Annotated in this window: 19 protein-coding genes; 5 read left to right on the top strand and 14 right to left on the bottom strand. The window is 69.7% G+C overall.

Going from position 1 to position 13,967, the window contains the following annotated elements:
- Window positions 1-4 precede the first annotated feature (4 nt).
- The 5 genes from ACK8N7_RS26420 to ACK8N7_RS26440 form a co-directional block, all read right to left on the bottom strand.
- Window positions 5-1,456 (bottom strand): phage portal protein, encoded by a 1,452-nt coding sequence (locus ACK8N7_RS26420; protein ID WP_500444313.1) that lies wholly within the window; start codon window positions 1,454-1,456, stop codon window positions 5-7.
- A gap of 43 nt (window positions 1,457-1,499) precedes the next feature.
- The gene (locus tag ACK8N7_RS26425) at window positions 1,500-1,706 is read right to left on the bottom strand and encodes a hypothetical protein (RefSeq protein ID WP_500444314.1); all 207 of its coding nucleotides are present in this window, start codon (window positions 1,704-1,706) and stop codon (window positions 1,500-1,502) included.
- A complete protein-coding gene (locus tag ACK8N7_RS26430) occupies window positions 1,703-2,980 on the bottom strand; it encodes a PBSX family phage terminase large subunit (protein ID WP_500444315.1) in 1,278 nt (425 codons plus the stop codon). Before ACK8N7_RS26430 ends, ACK8N7_RS26425 begins: the two co-directional genes overlap by 4 nt.
- Window positions 2,980-3,510 carry a helix-turn-helix domain-containing protein gene (locus tag ACK8N7_RS26435; RefSeq protein ID WP_500444316.1) on the bottom strand — a complete coding sequence of 177 codons (531 nt, stop codon included), beginning with the start codon at window positions 3,508-3,510 and terminating at the stop codon, window positions 2,980-2,982. Before ACK8N7_RS26435 ends, ACK8N7_RS26430 begins: the two co-directional genes overlap by 1 nt.
- A 63-nt stretch (window positions 3,511-3,573) precedes the next feature.
- Window positions 3,574-4,050: a hypothetical protein gene (locus ACK8N7_RS26440; RefSeq protein ID WP_500444317.1), complete on the bottom strand. Its 477-nt coding sequence runs from the start codon at window positions 4,048-4,050 to the stop codon at window positions 3,574-3,576.
- A gap of 432 nt (window positions 4,051-4,482) precedes the next feature.
- Between ACK8N7_RS26440 and ACK8N7_RS26445 the strand changes: the two genes are divergently transcribed.
- On the top strand, window positions 4,483-4,605 hold the full coding sequence (locus ACK8N7_RS26445) for a hypothetical protein (RefSeq protein WP_500444318.1): 123 nt from the start codon (window positions 4,483-4,485) through the stop codon (window positions 4,603-4,605).
- A gap of 463 nt (window positions 4,606-5,068) precedes the next feature.
- Window positions 5,069-5,614 carry a hypothetical protein gene (locus tag ACK8N7_RS26450; RefSeq protein WP_500444319.1) on the top strand — a complete coding sequence of 182 codons (546 nt, stop codon included), beginning with the start codon at window positions 5,069-5,071 and terminating at the stop codon, window positions 5,612-5,614.
- Between the two features lie 78 nt (window positions 5,615-5,692).
- Here ACK8N7_RS26450 and ACK8N7_RS26455 read toward each other — a convergent pair whose 3' ends face one another.
- The 7 genes from ACK8N7_RS26455 to ACK8N7_RS26485 form a co-directional block, all read right to left on the bottom strand.
- Window positions 5,693-6,166, bottom strand: a complete 474-nt coding sequence (locus ACK8N7_RS26455) for a hypothetical protein (RefSeq protein ID WP_500444320.1) — start codon at window positions 6,164-6,166, stop codon at window positions 5,693-5,695.
- Window positions 6,167-6,458: 292 nt separating this feature from the next.
- On the bottom strand, window positions 6,459-7,331 hold the full coding sequence (locus tag ACK8N7_RS26460; protein ID WP_500444321.1) for a GIY-YIG nuclease family protein: 873 nt from the start codon (window positions 7,329-7,331) through the stop codon (window positions 6,459-6,461).
- 48 nt (window positions 7,332-7,379) lie between these two features.
- Window positions 7,380-8,030, bottom strand: coding sequence for a hypothetical protein (locus ACK8N7_RS26465; RefSeq protein ID WP_500444322.1), 651 nt, complete (start codon window positions 8,028-8,030; stop codon window positions 7,380-7,382).
- A complete protein-coding gene (locus tag ACK8N7_RS26470) occupies window positions 8,027-8,533 on the bottom strand; it encodes a hypothetical protein (protein ID WP_500444323.1) in 507 nt (168 codons plus the stop codon). Before ACK8N7_RS26470 ends, ACK8N7_RS26465 begins: the two co-directional genes overlap by 4 nt.
- Window positions 8,530-9,117, bottom strand: coding sequence for a hypothetical protein (locus ACK8N7_RS26475; protein ID WP_500444324.1), 588 nt, complete (start codon window positions 9,115-9,117; stop codon window positions 8,530-8,532). Before ACK8N7_RS26475 ends, ACK8N7_RS26470 begins: the two co-directional genes overlap by 4 nt.
- A complete protein-coding gene (locus ACK8N7_RS26480; RefSeq protein WP_500444325.1) occupies window positions 9,114-10,664 on the bottom strand; it encodes a hypothetical protein in 1,551 nt (516 codons plus the stop codon). The genes ACK8N7_RS26475 and ACK8N7_RS26480 overlap by 4 nt, the downstream gene beginning before the upstream one ends.
- 56 nt (window positions 10,665-10,720) lie before the next feature.
- Window positions 10,721-11,170, bottom strand: coding sequence for a hypothetical protein (locus tag ACK8N7_RS26485; RefSeq protein WP_500444326.1), 450 nt, complete (start codon window positions 11,168-11,170; stop codon window positions 10,721-10,723).
- A 168-nt stretch (window positions 11,171-11,338) separates the two neighbouring features.
- On the opposite strand from ACK8N7_RS26485, the gene ACK8N7_RS26490 reads away from it, so the two are divergent.
- Together ACK8N7_RS26490 and ACK8N7_RS26495 are read left to right on the top strand one after the other, a co-directional pair.
- On the top strand, window positions 11,339-11,587 hold the full coding sequence (locus tag ACK8N7_RS26490) for a hypothetical protein (RefSeq protein WP_500444327.1): 249 nt from the start codon (window positions 11,339-11,341) through the stop codon (window positions 11,585-11,587).
- Between the two features lie 10 nt (window positions 11,588-11,597).
- A complete protein-coding gene (locus tag ACK8N7_RS26495) occupies window positions 11,598-11,933 on the top strand; it encodes a DUF6233 domain-containing protein (protein WP_500444328.1) in 336 nt (111 codons plus the stop codon).
- A 16-nt stretch (window positions 11,934-11,949) separates the two neighbouring features.
- Here the strand turns inward: ACK8N7_RS26495 and ACK8N7_RS26500 are convergent, their stop codons facing one another.
- Complete coding sequence (locus tag ACK8N7_RS26500; protein ID WP_500444329.1) at window positions 11,950-12,501, bottom strand: hypothetical protein; 552 nt, start codon at window positions 12,499-12,501, stop codon at window positions 11,950-11,952.
- A 101-nt stretch (window positions 12,502-12,602) separates the two neighbouring features.
- Between ACK8N7_RS26500 and ACK8N7_RS26505 the strand changes: the two genes are divergently transcribed.
- Entirely contained in the window at window positions 12,603-13,160 is a 558-nt protein-coding gene (locus ACK8N7_RS26505) for a hypothetical protein (RefSeq protein ID WP_500444330.1), read from the top strand.
- 4 nt (window positions 13,161-13,164) lie between these two features.
- Here the strand turns inward: ACK8N7_RS26505 and ACK8N7_RS26510 are convergent, their stop codons facing one another.
- Window positions 13,165-13,917 carry a hypothetical protein gene (locus ACK8N7_RS26510; protein ID WP_500444331.1) on the bottom strand — a complete coding sequence of 251 codons (753 nt, stop codon included), beginning with the start codon at window positions 13,915-13,917 and terminating at the stop codon, window positions 13,165-13,167.
- Window positions 13,918-13,967 lie beyond the last annotated feature (50 nt).

Below are 13,967 nucleotides of genomic sequence, written 5' to 3' on the forward strand. Positions count from 1 at the left end.
CCTCCTACGGCAGGGCGCCGGACTGCATCGGGTCCGGTACGGCCATGCCGGACTCATCGTGGATGCGCTGCACCTCGGCGGACACCATCGGCTCATCCCATTCCGGGTGAGTCATCCGAACCAGGGTCTCCGTGCTCGCTGCGTTCGCCCGGCGGAGCATTTCCGCCGTGGTGGCGAGGGCGAGCGGGTCCTCCTGGACGCCGTCCTGGAACTCGATGTTCGGCCTCTGCGGCTCGCCCTTGGTTCCGAACACGTACTGGTCGACGGCGAGAAGGGCGTGCACCGCGTTGGCGAGCCCGGGGCGGACTCGGAGGATCTTCTTGCCCCGGGTCGTCATGGACCGGCGCTCTTTCGAGACGACCTCGGTGGCCGTCAAGGCGACGTCCGCGCCGATCCCGAAGGTCTGGGCGCTGTAGCCGCAGGACCGGAGGATCTGGTTGATCAGGTCCTCCGAGGTGTCTCGGTGCTCCTGCACGCGGATCGCGAACTGGCTGACCGTGAGGGCCATGCCGTCGCCGCGGGCGAGCGCGTTGACACCGGCGAACGCCTCCTGATCCGGGTTCCAGCTCGCTCCCCGACCGGGCCCGTTGGACTGGAGGTAGGAGTCCGGGACCACGAGGCGGCCCTTGCCGATGCGGATGTCCCGCATCCAGCTGGCGTACGTCTCGTCGAGCTGGTCCATGAGCGACTCGACGCCGTCGAGGTCGGAGCGGCCGAAGTCGCGGAGGTACCCGTCCTTCCGCCACCGGCGTGATGCCTGGTTCGGGATGTACGAGACGTCGAGGCCCTTGAAGCCGGTCTCGATGATCCCATCCGCGTTCACAGAGGTCGCGAAGCCGCGGGTCGCGTCGCTTTCCTCCAGCGGCACCGGGTGGCCGAGCTTGCCGCTCGTGCCCTGATACAGGCCGTGCTGGATACCCTCCGGCTCGTGGCGCTCCAGGTGACGCCAGACCTGCCCGTCTTGCTCCCGTACGACTTTCCAGAAGGTGACCGCAGCGAGGCGACCCCACCGGAATTCCGGTACGGCGCTGTCGGCGTGCACGGCGTCGAGCCAGGCCTGATCTGCCAGCTTCTTGTCGTAGACCGGGCGGAGGTAGATACCGCCGAGAGCGGCCTTGACCTCGGCCGCTGTCTGAAGGGTGGCGAGCATCCCGTCATCGGTCAGCGCGTCCAGGCGCTTCTGCGTCTTCTCGCTCTCGACCGTGAACTGCGGAGGCTCGGAGAAGAGGAGGTCGGCGCTGCCGGCGCAGATGTCGCCCGCGATCGGTACGTGGATCTTCGTGCGCCGCTCGCCTTGAGCGGTGGGAGTTCCCCACCACCAGCGGGCGATCCGGCCGATGGCGCCGTTGGCGTACTGAAGGCGCTTCGGGTCTGGTGATCCAGCCCCGGAGCCGCCCCCGTAGAGAGACTCCAGGCGGTCCGGGTCGCCTGCCCACCAGGTGTCCCACGTGTTCATGGACGCAAGCGCGGGCGCCAGCTTCGGCGGAGGCCAGGGGACGTTATCCGTCGGCAGCGGCATCGTCGACTCCTTCGTCCGGACTGGGGTTTTCGACCTCGTCGGCAGCCGCACGGAGCAGCTGGGCGAGCTCGGGGCGTCCGTACTTGAGAGTCCCTTCGCCGGCGAGGTCCACGGTGAAGTCGCCGAGGCGGATCTCGGGGGTGCTGCCCACACGCAGGAACACGGGCAGTGTCAGGGACGCAGTCACGCGGCCACCTCCAGGCGGGTCGGGATGTACGGGCGCCACAGGGCCTCGGTCGTACGGACGCCGTACCTGAGCGCGTCGCAGCTGTGGTCGTTCTCCTTGATCGGCTTGTCCTCGCCCGCCTCGGCGGCGGTGTCGTCCCACGAGTAGCCCGGGAGCTCCTCGATGAGGCCGGTCGCGGACTCGTGGATCAGGAGGTCGCCGGTGCCGAAGAGGGAGCTGATGGTGCGGATGCCGTCGAGGACGGCGTTGTCGGCGTGTGTCACGCCCGCCACGCCGTCGCGGTGCAGCTGCTCGATGAACGAGCTCGCGGAGGGGTCGACGACCGTCCACTCCGGTGTGACCCCGACGGCCGTTGAGTGAGGGTGGGCCACCTTCGCGAGCCACGTCCTGCGGGCCCGCGAGTACTCAGCGTCGGTCATCTGCCGGCGCTGGAGACGGGAGTCGTGCCGGTACTCGCCGACCACGTACAGCCGCCGGTCCGTGCCGAGGCCGACGAGGACGTCCGCGAAGGGGTTCACGGTGCCGTAGTCGATGCCGTCCGCGATCCACCGGTCGATCCTCGGGAGCTCCGAGACCACGTGCCGGGTGGGGTCGAACATCTCGTAGACCGCGCCCTCGGACTGCACCCACGCCCCGAGGATGAACCGCCGGTACCAGAGCCCGACGTACTCCTTCTTCAGTGAGGCGACGTAGTCCGCATCGAGCGATGGGTTGTCGTCGAGGTTGAAGTGCCAGGCCCGCAGGTTCAGTTCGCCCGCGCGGTCGAGGTACTCCTTCTTCAGCCAGTGCCCGGGGTTGTCCGGGTTGGTGGTGCCCATCAGCTTGGCGCCCTTGACGGACAGTCGGCCGAGGAGCTGGCGGAAGAAGTCCTTCGGGAGGAGCGACACCTCGTCGCAGTAGACGAGGCTGACGGTTGCCCCTCGGATCTTGGCCTCGGAGCGGCGGTCGTTCGCGCCGATCAGGTGCACGGTGCGGCCGAGGATGACCGCGGTTTTGGCGCCCGGGGTCCAGACGATCAGCTTCGACAGCTCACCGAACAGGCCGGGGTCGACGAGCGGCTCCATGATGTTGCGGCCGATGGTGTCGAGCGTCCGCCCGGTGATCAGGATGAGGCCAGCGCGCGGGGCTGCGGCGACCGCAGCGAGCAGTGCGATCAGGCTCGCGATGGTCTTTCCGGAGCGGATCGCCCCGTGCCAGATGTTGATACGCGCCGTGCACTCGACGATCGATGCGATCTGCTTCCGGGACAGGGGAAGGTCGACGTTCCGGAGCATCACGCCCCCTCGTCGGCCTCCTGGTCCTGCTGCTGGGCCTGGTAGACCGCCGTCAGTCCGGACATCAGCTGTGTGATGAGGGCCAGGCCCTCTTCGACGCCGGACTCGTCCTTCGGGGGCACGAGCTTCAGGGAGCGGTCCAGCGCAGTGGCCACCGTGCCCATGAGGGCCCGCTTGTCGGCGGGCGTCGGCTCCGGTGCGAGGTGAGTGTCGAAGTCGTGTTCCTTGCCGCCCCAGTCCCAGTACACGAGCGGCTGGTTGATCTTCGCGGCTTCGCGCTCGGCGATGTCCTGGAGCTTGACGGCGAAGGCGGCGCGGCGGTCGGCCAGGTCCGCTTGGCGTACTTCGGTGGCGGCGGCGACCTGTCCGGCGCGGGCGGCGAAGCTGATACCGAGCTCACCCGCGATCTCGCTGATCGTCCGGCCGGAGCGCTTGAGCTGCTTGGCGATGGCGTTGCGGCCGAGCCCGTCGGCGTGCAGCTGGCGGACAGTCTCACGTTCCTGGTCGGTGACCGGATTGGCCTTTGCCATGGCCACCCCCGGACGCGCGGAGGCCCGGCCGCGCACGGGCGCAGCCGGGCCAGTCTGGGACGGCTACTTGGCCTTCGCGACCAGGTCTCCGAGAGCCTTCGCCAGCTCGGCCCGCCGCTCCTCCGACGTGAGGTCCTGGTCGCGTGCACCCCAGGCCAGAGCGAACCGGTCGACCTGCCGCCAGTCCTGCTGCTTCCCCAGCCGCTTCACCCAGTGCGCGGCGACCTTCGGCGTCTCGAACTCGTAGATGGAGACCGTGTCAGTGGTGATGAGCTGCGTGCAGTCGTTCGCGTGCGGCTCCTCACCTGCGGCTTTCTGGGAGCAGCCCGTCGTGTTGTCGTGCGGGTCACCAAGGGTCTTGACCCCGACGGCGTCGGCGAGGCCGGCCGCCGCGGACTTCGCGGTGAGGCCAGCAGGTTGGCTGCTGCTCGGCGCGGAGGGCTTCGACTCCGGGACCGGCTGGTCCTGCGGGTTGCAGGCGACGAGGGCGAGAAGGAGAGCGGCGCCGGTGACGGCGGCCGCGGTGGTGCGGGTGCGCATGGTCCCCCCAGGACAGGTGCGATGAGGGGCCCAGCATGGCGGACCCGTGGCCACCGTGTGGAGGAAACGCGAAGGCCCGCACAGTGGCGGGCCCTTATGTCCGGGCACGCCGGACTTGGGGTCATCATGCGTCATTGATTACCGATGCGCAAGAGCGGTCGACTTGCGTTGGGCGAAGCGTCGTCCGTACTGAAACGGCGCCGAAGGACACTAGCTGAATGGGGCGGGGCCTGACCCTTACGCCTGGTCAGGGCCGCGGTTACGCAATCGTCTTGGAGAATTACAACGGTCCCGCACCTGCACCGTAGACTGACGACCGCTAACTACTTCTCCGGAACTCGGCGCCCACGGCGCAGAGTTCCAAGACTCCGACCTGCGAGGGTCGGTTGCGGACCGGGACGAATCCCGGCAAGGAGAAGATGGGAGGCCTGGGTGAGTTCCGACCTGGAGAAGCCCCGCAAGCGATGGACCGGTGCCGAGAGGGCGCAGGTCGCGTTGGGCGCGGCGGCGCTTCTGGTGGCGATCATCGCCCTCGTGGTGCAGTTCGTCCAGTAACTCTGGACGTCCACGGACGAGAACGGTCGGGACCGGCACGCTGAACATGCAGCGAGCCCGGTCTTCTGGAAATCGACCGGGCTCGTGACTGCGATGGAGGGGCCCGGCTCTGGCAGGAGCTGGGCTCTTCCGTTTTGTGGTGGTGAGAATATGTCACCCCCAACCGGCAACGAGACTACTCGAAGCACCGCCATACCGCGAAACGTATTGCTGTGCAACTCATGTCGGGTTGTTCCATGCGTGAGGCGTGGCCGTTCGGAAGCCAGTCGCCGAGAGCAGGGGATGGTCAGCTTCGCCGGTAGACCTGCCGTCCCGCGAGGGCGGCGGTTGCGGTCGCCCCGCCAGCGGGCCGTCGAGATCGTCGGGGGGCCGACCGCCACCCTGTCGACGCGCATAGTGGCAGCGTGGCGGTAGCTCGACAAACACAAGCTGATGGCCGAGCCGCCGCAGTAGTCTGCCGCGCATGAGTTCCATTGATTGGGGCGACGCCCCGACCTGGATAGCCGCGATCTTCGCGGGCGGCGCCGCCCTGTTTGCCGGTCTGACCATCAGGAGTCAGCGCCAGCAGATCGCGGAACAGAGGGAGTTCATTGCCGAGCAGTCAAGGAATCTGCGGCTGGAGCGGGAGGCTCTGGAAGCCGGGCATCAAGAACGCCGACGTGCCCAGGCCGATCTGGTCGACGTCAGAAGATCCCCCCAAGGTATGGGCCTGGTCCTGAACGAGAGCGGCGCTCCCATCAAGCTCGTAAGCCTCCGAGCGGGGGATGCACAAGCAGTCAACGCTGGCGTCCATATGAGGGGAAACTGGCAGATGCCGGACGGGGATCGGACCAGCCTCCCCTTGGCCCTGATCGGGGCTGGTCGGGGAGCCACCTTTGGTTTCGGTGATATCTGGCGAGAGATCGCTCAGAACCGGGAGACGTTGGTCGCGACATTCACTGACGCGGACGGCATTCGGTGGCAGATGGACGAGCACGGCCTGCTTGTTGAGCTGGTTGACGAGGAGTAGAGCATGGCGGCGCCCCCGCCGGATGGGGTCGGCGGGGGCGTCTGGCCGGTAGCGAACCGGCGGTACGGAGGGCCGGTGTCAGGCGTAGGCGGACAGGTCCTGGGCCATGTCGAGGTCGATGTCACCAGCGTCCAGGGCCGTCTGCAGAAGCGGGCTGATGGTCTGGGCGGGCGGGCGGTGCGCGCCGGTCACGGGCAGCGTGCTGGCCTCGGATTGGCCGGCCAGAACGAGGCGTGCCGCGCGGACGATGGAGTCGGGGTCGGGTACGGGGCCGGTGGCGAGATCCTGGACGTACTGCAGGAGTGCTCCGTCTGTGCCCGGGCCCCACTCCCAGCCGCGGAGCTGGTTCCACTTGAGGAGCGCGCCGTGGGTCCAGCCGGCCGTCTCGGCGCGGTCGGTGTCCAGGGCGATGACGATCTCCATGAGCATGACCTCGCCGTCGTCCTCGGCGTAATCGGTCCACGAGTCGGCGGCGTCCAGGAGGCCTTCGGCGTTGAGTGTGGCCATGACGGCGTTGGCGTAGGGGTCGTGGGGCAGGGGTCGCGTCGGCATGTGGTCATCGTCCCGTCTGCTGGGGGCTGTTGCGGGTGGATCCGCTCTTCTCGGTGGCGCGGGCGGCCTGCGAGGCCTCGTGGCGTCTCTTCAGTTCGCGATGCTCATCGTCTTGGGCTCCAGGCCGGCGCTCGTCGTCTTGGGCGGTGTCATGATCGTGGTCCTGTCTCGTCAGTGGGATAGGGCCCGGGGCGGCCGATGTCTTGGCGGATGGCGGCCGACCCGGGGACTTATGGCCGGGCTGTCCGGCTCCCCTCACCGCCCGTACGACGTCGGGCGGATCGGGCAGCCGTCAGCGCGACGAGGAGGTACCGCTCTGCTTCGGCAGCGCGCCGTCAAGCGCGGCAGCAGCAGCCGCCGCGATCTCCGCCGAGCTGAGAACCGACTTCGGCGCCTGCCCCGCCGCTGGAGATTTCGGCGCTTCCGCACGGGCCGCCTCGGCGACCTGGGTGTACATCAGCAGCGCAAGGCCCAAGTGCGAGGCGAGAAGCAGCCAGCCGAGGTTGGTCAACGGGTGCTCCAGGTACTCATTCCAGAAGCCCAGGGTCTGATCGATGGGCAGGTGCGGGACCACCTTGTCGCGGACGAGGTGATCGAACCCGACTGTCCACAACCCGCAGCCCCAGAACAGAGTCAAGAGCACGAGGCGTACGGCCCTGACGTTGAAGGTCGACCAGGCGATGAGGAACGCGAGCACGGGAGCCCGAAGAAGAACCTCGACCGCAGTCCTACCGCCCGATGCGCGCCCAGCTGCTTTCGCGGCGGCGAGAGGGCCGTACACGTTGTGAGCGTGCTGATCGATCTTGTTCATCGGCGGGTCATCGCTCACGCGCGCCGCTGCCGTCGCCTTCGGGGGAAGGCACAGATCGGCGAGGTTCCGGTGGTAGTACGGAGCGTTGAAGATGCGATGCCCAGCCCGGTGGTGGGCGGCGATCTGCTTCTCCTCCTCCACCGAGAGACGGTCGACAGGAGGCTTGGCGATCGGGGTGATGCGAGGCGTGAGGCCTTGGAGCGCGAGAGCGTGAATCCACACACGCATCGCAGGGTTGGTGGGTGAGGCGAGGTGGCCGGCCAGTCGGTCGGCGGCCGTCTTTGTCGTCTTGCCGACGTAGCGGATCCGGTCGTCGCGGGGGTCGGTGAGGGTGTAGATGATGCCGGTCTGCACGGGTCCTTCTCGGGTAGGCGTCCGGTAGGTGACTGGTATTTGCGCAGGTCAGGCGGCGGTAGAGCGCGTAGGTAGCGGCTCTTGGGCCGGGCCGGGGGATGCCTCCTGGGTGGGCCTGGGCGGGAGGTCCTCGTGGTGGATGCCGGGGCGGTTGCGCCCGCCCACCTTCAGCTGCTGCCGGACGGGGATGTGCCAGCGCTCCAGTGTGGCCCGGAAGTTGGGCAGATCGAGACCGGTGAAGAGGCCGTGCGCCTGGGCGTGGGAGAGCAGTTCGGAGAGGTGGATTCCGTTGCGCTGGGCGATCTGCTGGTGGATCCATTCGAGGGTGGCGTCGTACACCTCTTCCGGCGTCGACCCGGGGGGCTGCTCGGGCTCCTCGGAAGGCTCTTCTGGGGCGGGTTCGGAGGCATCACGGGGAGCGGCGCGGATGGCCGTCCAGCACCACGCGGGGACCAGCGCCCAGAGCAGCGCGGGGGCGGCGCGGATGATGCGCCACAGGACGTACGCCCCGGCGGCGACGATCAGGGTGCGGGCGATGCAGCCGAGGATGGCGGCCAGGCCGGAGAGGTCGTCGCGGCGGCCGGCCCGGATCCACGCTGCGGTACGGGTGCCGATCCGGGTGATCAGGGCGTGGCTGCCGGTGGTGAGGCGCTGCGCGGTCGTGGTGCGGGCGGCCCAGATGACCGCGGCCCGCTTCATGCCGCGCCCTTGTTGCCCAGCGACGCGCCCCACGCGCCGACCATGTTCGCGGTCTCCGGCAGCCATCCGAGCTGGGAGGCGACGCCGGGCAGGAAGCCGAGGACGGAGCCGGTGACGACGCCCCCGATGATGCGCCGCCGGTCCTTCTTGTCGGACACCTTGAAGACGAGGGCGACGATGAAGAAGACGAGGGCGACGACGATGCCGCCAGCAGGTTCAAGGGCACCCATGCGGCGTGAGGTCAGGGCTGCGGCTCCGGTGCCGACGAGGCTGCCGACGGCGGTGTCGCCGCCCTTGGACAGAAGGCCGGCGATTCCGGCAGCGCCCCAGCCGAGCGCCCCGCCCGCGCAGACGGTGGCAAGGGAGCCGAGGAGCCATCCGGAGCCGTACGGGAGGAGGGCCTTGGGGTCGCGGCCGCCCTTCCACCAAGGCCTGAAATTGGCCCACATGATGGCGAGGGCGGCGGCGACTCCGGCGAGGCTGAGGCCGGTAGCGGCGTTCATCGGGTGACTCCAGTGAGCAGGGTGACGAGGTCGAAGAGGTTGATGGCGCTGATCAGGCCGATCACGGTCACGACCCCGGCCCAGATGCGCAGCAGGGTCCCGCCGTGGCGGACGATCCGGAGGGCAACCCAGGCGAGCGCGAGGCCCGCGAGGGCGTAGCCGAACGGTGCGCCCCACTCGGTGCGGGCGAGGTAGACGGTGGCCGCCCAGGTCGACGCGGCCGAGTGCCCGGTGAAGGGCATCGGGAGCACGGCGGCCAGGAGCGCGGCGATCAGCTGCCAGGGCCGGCCGAGCGTCCGTACCCACGCCCAGAGGCGCTCCCACCGGGTGGGCTCGATGGGCTCGTAGTAGGGGACTGGCTGGAGGGTGACGTGCACGTGATGGTGGTGGACCTGCTCGGGCGGCGGGGCCGGGGCCGGTACCGCGACGGCGGGCGGGGCGGGCGGAGGCGGGGGCGGCGGTGCAGCCGCAGCCGGGGCCGGGGCGCGCCACGGGGGTACGGCGCCGGGCGGCGGAGACCCAGCGGGCAGCGGCGCTCCCCCGGGGATGATCATGCTCGGGATGATCGGCTTGCGGGCGGTCACTGCTTGCCTCCGAGGGCGTCGCGGATGAGCTGAGCGCGGGTCTGGCCGATGCCGTACTGCTTCTTCAGGGCCTTGACGCCGGGTACCTGGGACCCGTGGTCCGCGCGGACCCGGGCGATGAGCGGGTCGGGGTCGGGGATGTTCAGATCCCCCTCGGGTACCTCTTCGTCTTGGTCGGGTGCCTCCTCGCCGGGTACCTCGGGTACGGGTACCTCGTCGGGCGCGGGTGCCCCGGTCTCTGCGGGTACCCCGGGTACCTCGGGGTCGGGTACCGCAATGTGCTCGGGCTCGGCCTGCTCGTCCGGATCGGGGATGCGAACGTCGATGCGCGGGGCGCGGGCCTCGGCGGCGAAGGCTGGTACCCGGTGACGTACCTCGGCGTGTACCTCCGGTGCCGACACGAGGTCGAGTAGCAGGTCAGGGGCGGGTACCTGCTGGGGTACCTCGGCCGCGGCCTCCAGCGCCGGAGGTGCAACAGCGTCGGCGAACAGCTGCCGCCGGACCGGACGCAGCGCCATGAGAACCTGCGTCTCCGAGACGGGTACCCCGTACTCCGTGCACATGGCGGCCAGCGCCGATGGTGCCGCCTCCGGGTGCGCGGAATGCACCTGCCGCACCACGTCAAACGGGTCCATCGCGCGGAGCTGCGCTCCGGTGACACCGAGTGGGGTACGCGGGTACGGGTCTCCGGGTACGGGGGTACTCGCCCACGGTGAGGCCAGGGGTACGGTCGCGAGCTGGCCGGAGGTACGGCGCGCGGCGAGCTGCTGGAGAAGGCGGTGGCGCTGTTGTCCGTCGGTGCCGGCCCCGGAGCGGGCGACGGCGGCGGCCAGGCGACGTCGCCGGTACCCGGACACCCAGCCGTTGGGGCGGAGCTCCAGGACGGCGGCAAGGTGGACGGCGCGTGCGGTGGCCCGGTCGCGAGTGATCTGCTCTGCGGTACGGTCCCGGGCGGCGAGGCCGAGCCGGGACAGCAGCCGCTCGCGGAGCTCCCTGCCGATGATCGCGGGCAGCCCGGTGGACAGCGCCTCGGGGCGGGCGACGCGGATCTCCAGGCCCATGGCGAGGTGCCAGAGCAGACCGGCGAGGACCGGGCCGATGACAGCGCGGACGGTGCCGCCGACGAACCCGGACGTGGCGTAGCAGGGGATGATCTGGACGCCGGTAATGACCCAGACGAGGACGCCGGGGACACCCGCCGAACCGGCAGTCGCCTCCGTGGCGGTGGCGGCCTTGTTGGCGCGGGCCATGACGGCGCAGGCGAGGAGCGCGAGCTCCCCAGCCCCGAACATCAGGGCACGCTCGGTGCTGTCGACCATGCCGAGGCGCTCCCCGGCGAACCGCCAGCTCGTGTCCCCGCTGTAGGCGGTGCAGACGAGGGCGCCGGCCCCGGCGACGAGGAAGGGCAGCGGCGGCCAGGTCCAGGAGCGGACGGTGCGGATGGTGCCCCACAGTGCGGCGCCGAGGATGGCGAGGGCGGCCGCGGTGGTTCCGGCGGTCGGCCAGGGGTGGTCGACCGCCCAGGTGGTGAGCGGGTGGGTGAGCACGTGCTCCTCCGGGAGCGTGGGGCGGCCGGGTGGTGGTGCGCGCCCGGCCGGGGTGATCAGGCGGAAGCGGCTGCGTTGCCGTCGATGCGCGCGTAGATGAGCGCGGCGCGCGCCTGGCCCTCGCGCGGGTGGGCGGCGGTGTACGCCTCGGCCGCTTCGCGCTGGAGGTCGGCGACACGCTCGGCCCGGGTGGGGCGGTTGGCACGGGCGCGGAGGAGGAGCGCGTACTCGCCGCGGGTGATGACCCGGTCGTCAGAGCGCGGCATCTGCCGAAGCAGTGCCTGCTCGACGGCGCGCGCCATCTCGGTGCCGGGGCCGTGCTCGTGGGCGGCGTAGTCCCGGGCGTAGGCGAACCGGTTGAGCTCGCCCATCGTGGCGTGGGGCCAGTTGTCGGTGAGCCGGTCGGCGATGCGCGCGAGGAGCGGGCGGATGTCGCCGGCCTCCTCGATGGCGAGGGTCTGGCGGAGGGCTTCGTCGGGCTGGGTGAGCTGGGTAGGGTCGGGCACGGTCATACCTCCTGATGAAGCAGGCGGGATGGCTGGCCCCGGGCGGAGGTTCGCAGCTCTGCCCGGGGCCGTTGTGTTGGCGAGTACGACCGTACTGACTTCCTTGCCATATGGCAATGAGGTCGTGGAGGATGGTGCCCTGTGGCCGTGGATGAAGGAGGGCCCGAGATGCTGAGTTTCCGGGAGCTGGCCCGGCGGCTGGTGGCTGATGGGGTGGTGGAGAAGATCACCCATCAGCGGATTTCGCAGCTGGCCAAGGCGGACGAGGGGTTCCCGCCGGTGGTGCAGATCGGGCGGTCGAGTGCGGTGGATTACCGGGCGGCGCGGCCGTATTTCGCGGGTCGGAAGTCGAGGCAGGGGCAGCGGACCGATCTGGCGGGGCGTGCTGAGGGTGAGCAGGCCCCCCCTCGGCCGTAGACTCGAACACATGAACGAACAGGAGGTTCCGCGCCTAGACCTGCTCCGCTTCCTGGAGCGCGTCCAGGAGCGGGACCTCGCCCGCACCCGGGACTGGATCACGGCCGAAGAGCAGCGCCTCGCGGAACTCGCCGCCCGCCGGCCCCCGCCACCGCCCCCGGACTGGGTACTGGAGACCGGCATCGGTGCCGGGCGGCGGGCGGTCGCCGTGCATCAGGGGTTCTGCCGACCCCAGGGTGCCCGGGTCCGCGCAATCCCAGCCGACGAAGCCCGGCGCCTCATCGCCGGAGATACCGGACTCGCCTGCCAGTTCTGCCGACCAGACACAGAGCTCGGGCTGCTATGACGGAACGGCTCTCAGCTCAGCCCGCCTGCAGCTGCGCACCTGCCCACGCGAGAAACTCACCCTGTGTGCGGGTTACCCCGTCCTTCGCTTCCTGCAATTCCTCCATTGAGTTCGACGGCGTTATCGCAGGCGTGGCCAACTCGGTAGCGATAGCCGTCGATACCTCCGCCAGAGTGAGGCCTGCTTCGCCGAGAGCGAAGGCTGTCTCGCTGGCTTGGCCCTCGGCTAGAAGCATCGTGCGGTGGAGGGAGCTCTGCAAGGCTCTGGCCTGAACGGCTATGTCTTGAAGTACGGGCACGGCTTGCTGCCGCTCTGCTTCCGAGAATCCGTGTGAGCGAACAGACTCGGCGGTGGCGATGGCATCTCGACACGACCTCACAATGCGGTCGATTGCGACCATAAGCCCTTCGTATGCCTGTTGTTGGTGGTTGCGAAGCCACAGCTGATGAGCATTGGTTCCCTGCAGTTTGGCCTGCTTGATCAGGCCTGAACTGGTGGCGAATGCGGCAAGGGCTGCTCCGCCCGCGCCCGCTGCTCCCGCGATCACTGCTGCAAGTCCTGCGTCCATGACGTGAGTTTGCAGCAACCTCGGGGTCTTGCGGCAGGAACGGGAGGTTCCGTTTGGTCATCGAGCTGTGCCGGGCCACCCATGGCGGTACGGTCCGCCCCATGAACTGGGGATACGCGCGGTCATGGGCCGCATCACTGGGCTGGGGAGATTGGCCTGCCTGGCTGGCTTGCTTGTTCGCCTTGATCGCGTTGTGGATCAGCATCAGGGCGCAGAGGGACGGGCGCCGTTCCGCGAACGCTTCCGAGACGTCGGCGACTGCGGCACAGGAGTCGGTCGAGGAGGCGCGGCTCTCCCGCATCGCATCGGAGCGATCGGCAACCGTGGCCGAGGAGACACTTGCCGACCAGCGGCGGGAAGCAGCCGGGCGTCGTGCGGCCGAGGAGGAAGCCAACAGGCCTCGGCCCCGCTTCCAGATTGAGAAGATTGGGAGGTATCAATACCAGTTGCGCAACGTAGGTACGGGGCCTGCGACAGGTATTACCGTCACCCCTCGAACCGCGCCTTACCGAATGGACGCCATAGACAATGTGGCGTTGATGGATGGTGAGGCCTTTCCGTTCACCATGATGTCAGCTGACGGGCTTCCAGTTCCCCGCACGCTGTATGCCGTTTGGGACGGCCAAGTCCAGGAAGTTGCCTTGACCGTCCTCGGATGAGTTGTCAGCCCATCGGCTGACTCCAGGCACGTCCGCAGCTGGCGCAACGTACGACCGGCGCGGCTCCGGCTCCGCCGTGCATGTCGAGCGGGCCGGCGCACGACGGGCAGGCTGCGGCGAGGCGTACGCGGCCGTCGCCGACGTCGAGGGCCCCCTCAACGAGGTCGGCGGATGTACGGGCGACGACGTCGATGCGGTGTTGCTCGACGTCGGTGAGCGGCCGCCACGGGCCCCGTACGCCTTGGGTGCGGGCGAGGAGCCAGAGGGCGGCGAGCGGTGCGGTGCGCTGGGCGCCGGTGTACCGCCACCGGCGCGGGTTCTTCGACTCTCGGAGGGCCAGCTGGTTGCGGCGGAGGTCGTCCGCCTCGGCCGTACGGCGGGCGCGCGGGTCGTCCGGCCACGAACGGCGCGGCGGGGCTGGGGTGATCGGGGCGTGCTGGATGGCGGCTGCGGTCTGGTCGGCGAGCTCCAGGAGGCCGGCCTCGACGGTGACCATGGTGTCAAGGACGTCGAGGCGCAACGGGGCGGCGGTCCACCCGGGCTGCTCCGGGGAGCGTTCGAGGGCGCGGAGGGCTTCGGCCCGCCAGGTGGCGGCTTCGGCCTGCTCCTCGTCCTGGTCGCGGTGGCTGATGGTGCTGATGCCCATGGTGGGGGGCCAGGTGGTGCCGCGGGTGGTGAGGTGTTCGCGGAGGTCGCGCCAGTGGTGGGCGATGGTGAAGAGGTTGCGCTCGGTGGTGGCGATGGTGGTGGTGGTCATCGGGCGCTCCGGGGTGCGGTGGGGCTATCGTGATGATCACCTGGGGGCGC

The sequence above is a fragment of the Streptomyces griseobrunneus genome, assembly GCF_046713465.1.
In the GTDB taxonomy this organism is placed as follows: Bacteria; Actinomycetota; Actinomycetes; order Streptomycetales; family Streptomycetaceae; genus Streptomyces; species Streptomyces microflavus.

Coding starts and splice junctions, on each gene's coding strand:
- ACK8N7_RS26420 (WP_500444313.1), bottom strand. CDS start 1,456: ATGAACACGTGGGACACCTGGTGGGCAGGCGACCCGGACCGCCTGGAG.
- ACK8N7_RS26430 (WP_500444315.1), bottom strand. CDS start 2,980: ATGCTCCGGAACGTCGACCTTCCCCTGTCCCGGAAGCAGATCGCATCG.
- ACK8N7_RS26435 (WP_500444316.1), bottom strand. CDS start 3,510: ATGGCAAAGGCCAATCCGGTCACCGACCAGGAACGTGAGACTGTCCGC.
- ACK8N7_RS26440 (WP_500444317.1), bottom strand. CDS start 4,050: ATGCGCACCCGCACCACCGCGGCCGCCGTCACCGGCGCCGCTCTCCTT.
- ACK8N7_RS26450 (WP_500444319.1), top strand. CDS start 5,069: ATGAGTTCCATTGATTGGGGCGACGCCCCGACCTGGATAGCCGCGATC.
- ACK8N7_RS26455 (WP_500444320.1), bottom strand. CDS start 6,166: ATGCCGACGCGACCCCTGCCCCACGACCCCTACGCCAACGCCGTCATG.
- ACK8N7_RS26465 (WP_500444322.1), bottom strand. CDS start 8,030: ATGAAGCGGGCCGCGGTCATCTGGGCCGCCCGCACCACGACCGCGCAG.
- ACK8N7_RS26470 (WP_500444323.1), bottom strand. CDS start 8,533: ATGAACGCCGCTACCGGCCTCAGCCTCGCCGGAGTCGCCGCCGCCCTC.
- ACK8N7_RS26490 (WP_500444327.1), top strand. CDS start 11,339: ATGCTGAGTTTCCGGGAGCTGGCCCGGCGGCTGGTGGCTGATGGGGTG.
- ACK8N7_RS26495 (WP_500444328.1), top strand. CDS start 11,598: ATGAACGAACAGGAGGTTCCGCGCCTAGACCTGCTCCGCTTCCTGGAG.
- ACK8N7_RS26500 (WP_500444329.1), bottom strand. CDS start 12,501: ATGGACGCAGGACTTGCAGCAGTGATCGCGGGAGCAGCGGGCGCGGGC.
- ACK8N7_RS26505 (WP_500444330.1), top strand. CDS start 12,603: ATGAACTGGGGATACGCGCGGTCATGGGCCGCATCACTGGGCTGGGGA.
- ACK8N7_RS26510 (WP_500444331.1), bottom strand. CDS start 13,917: ATGACCACCACCACCATCGCCACCACCGAGCGCAACCTCTTCACCATC.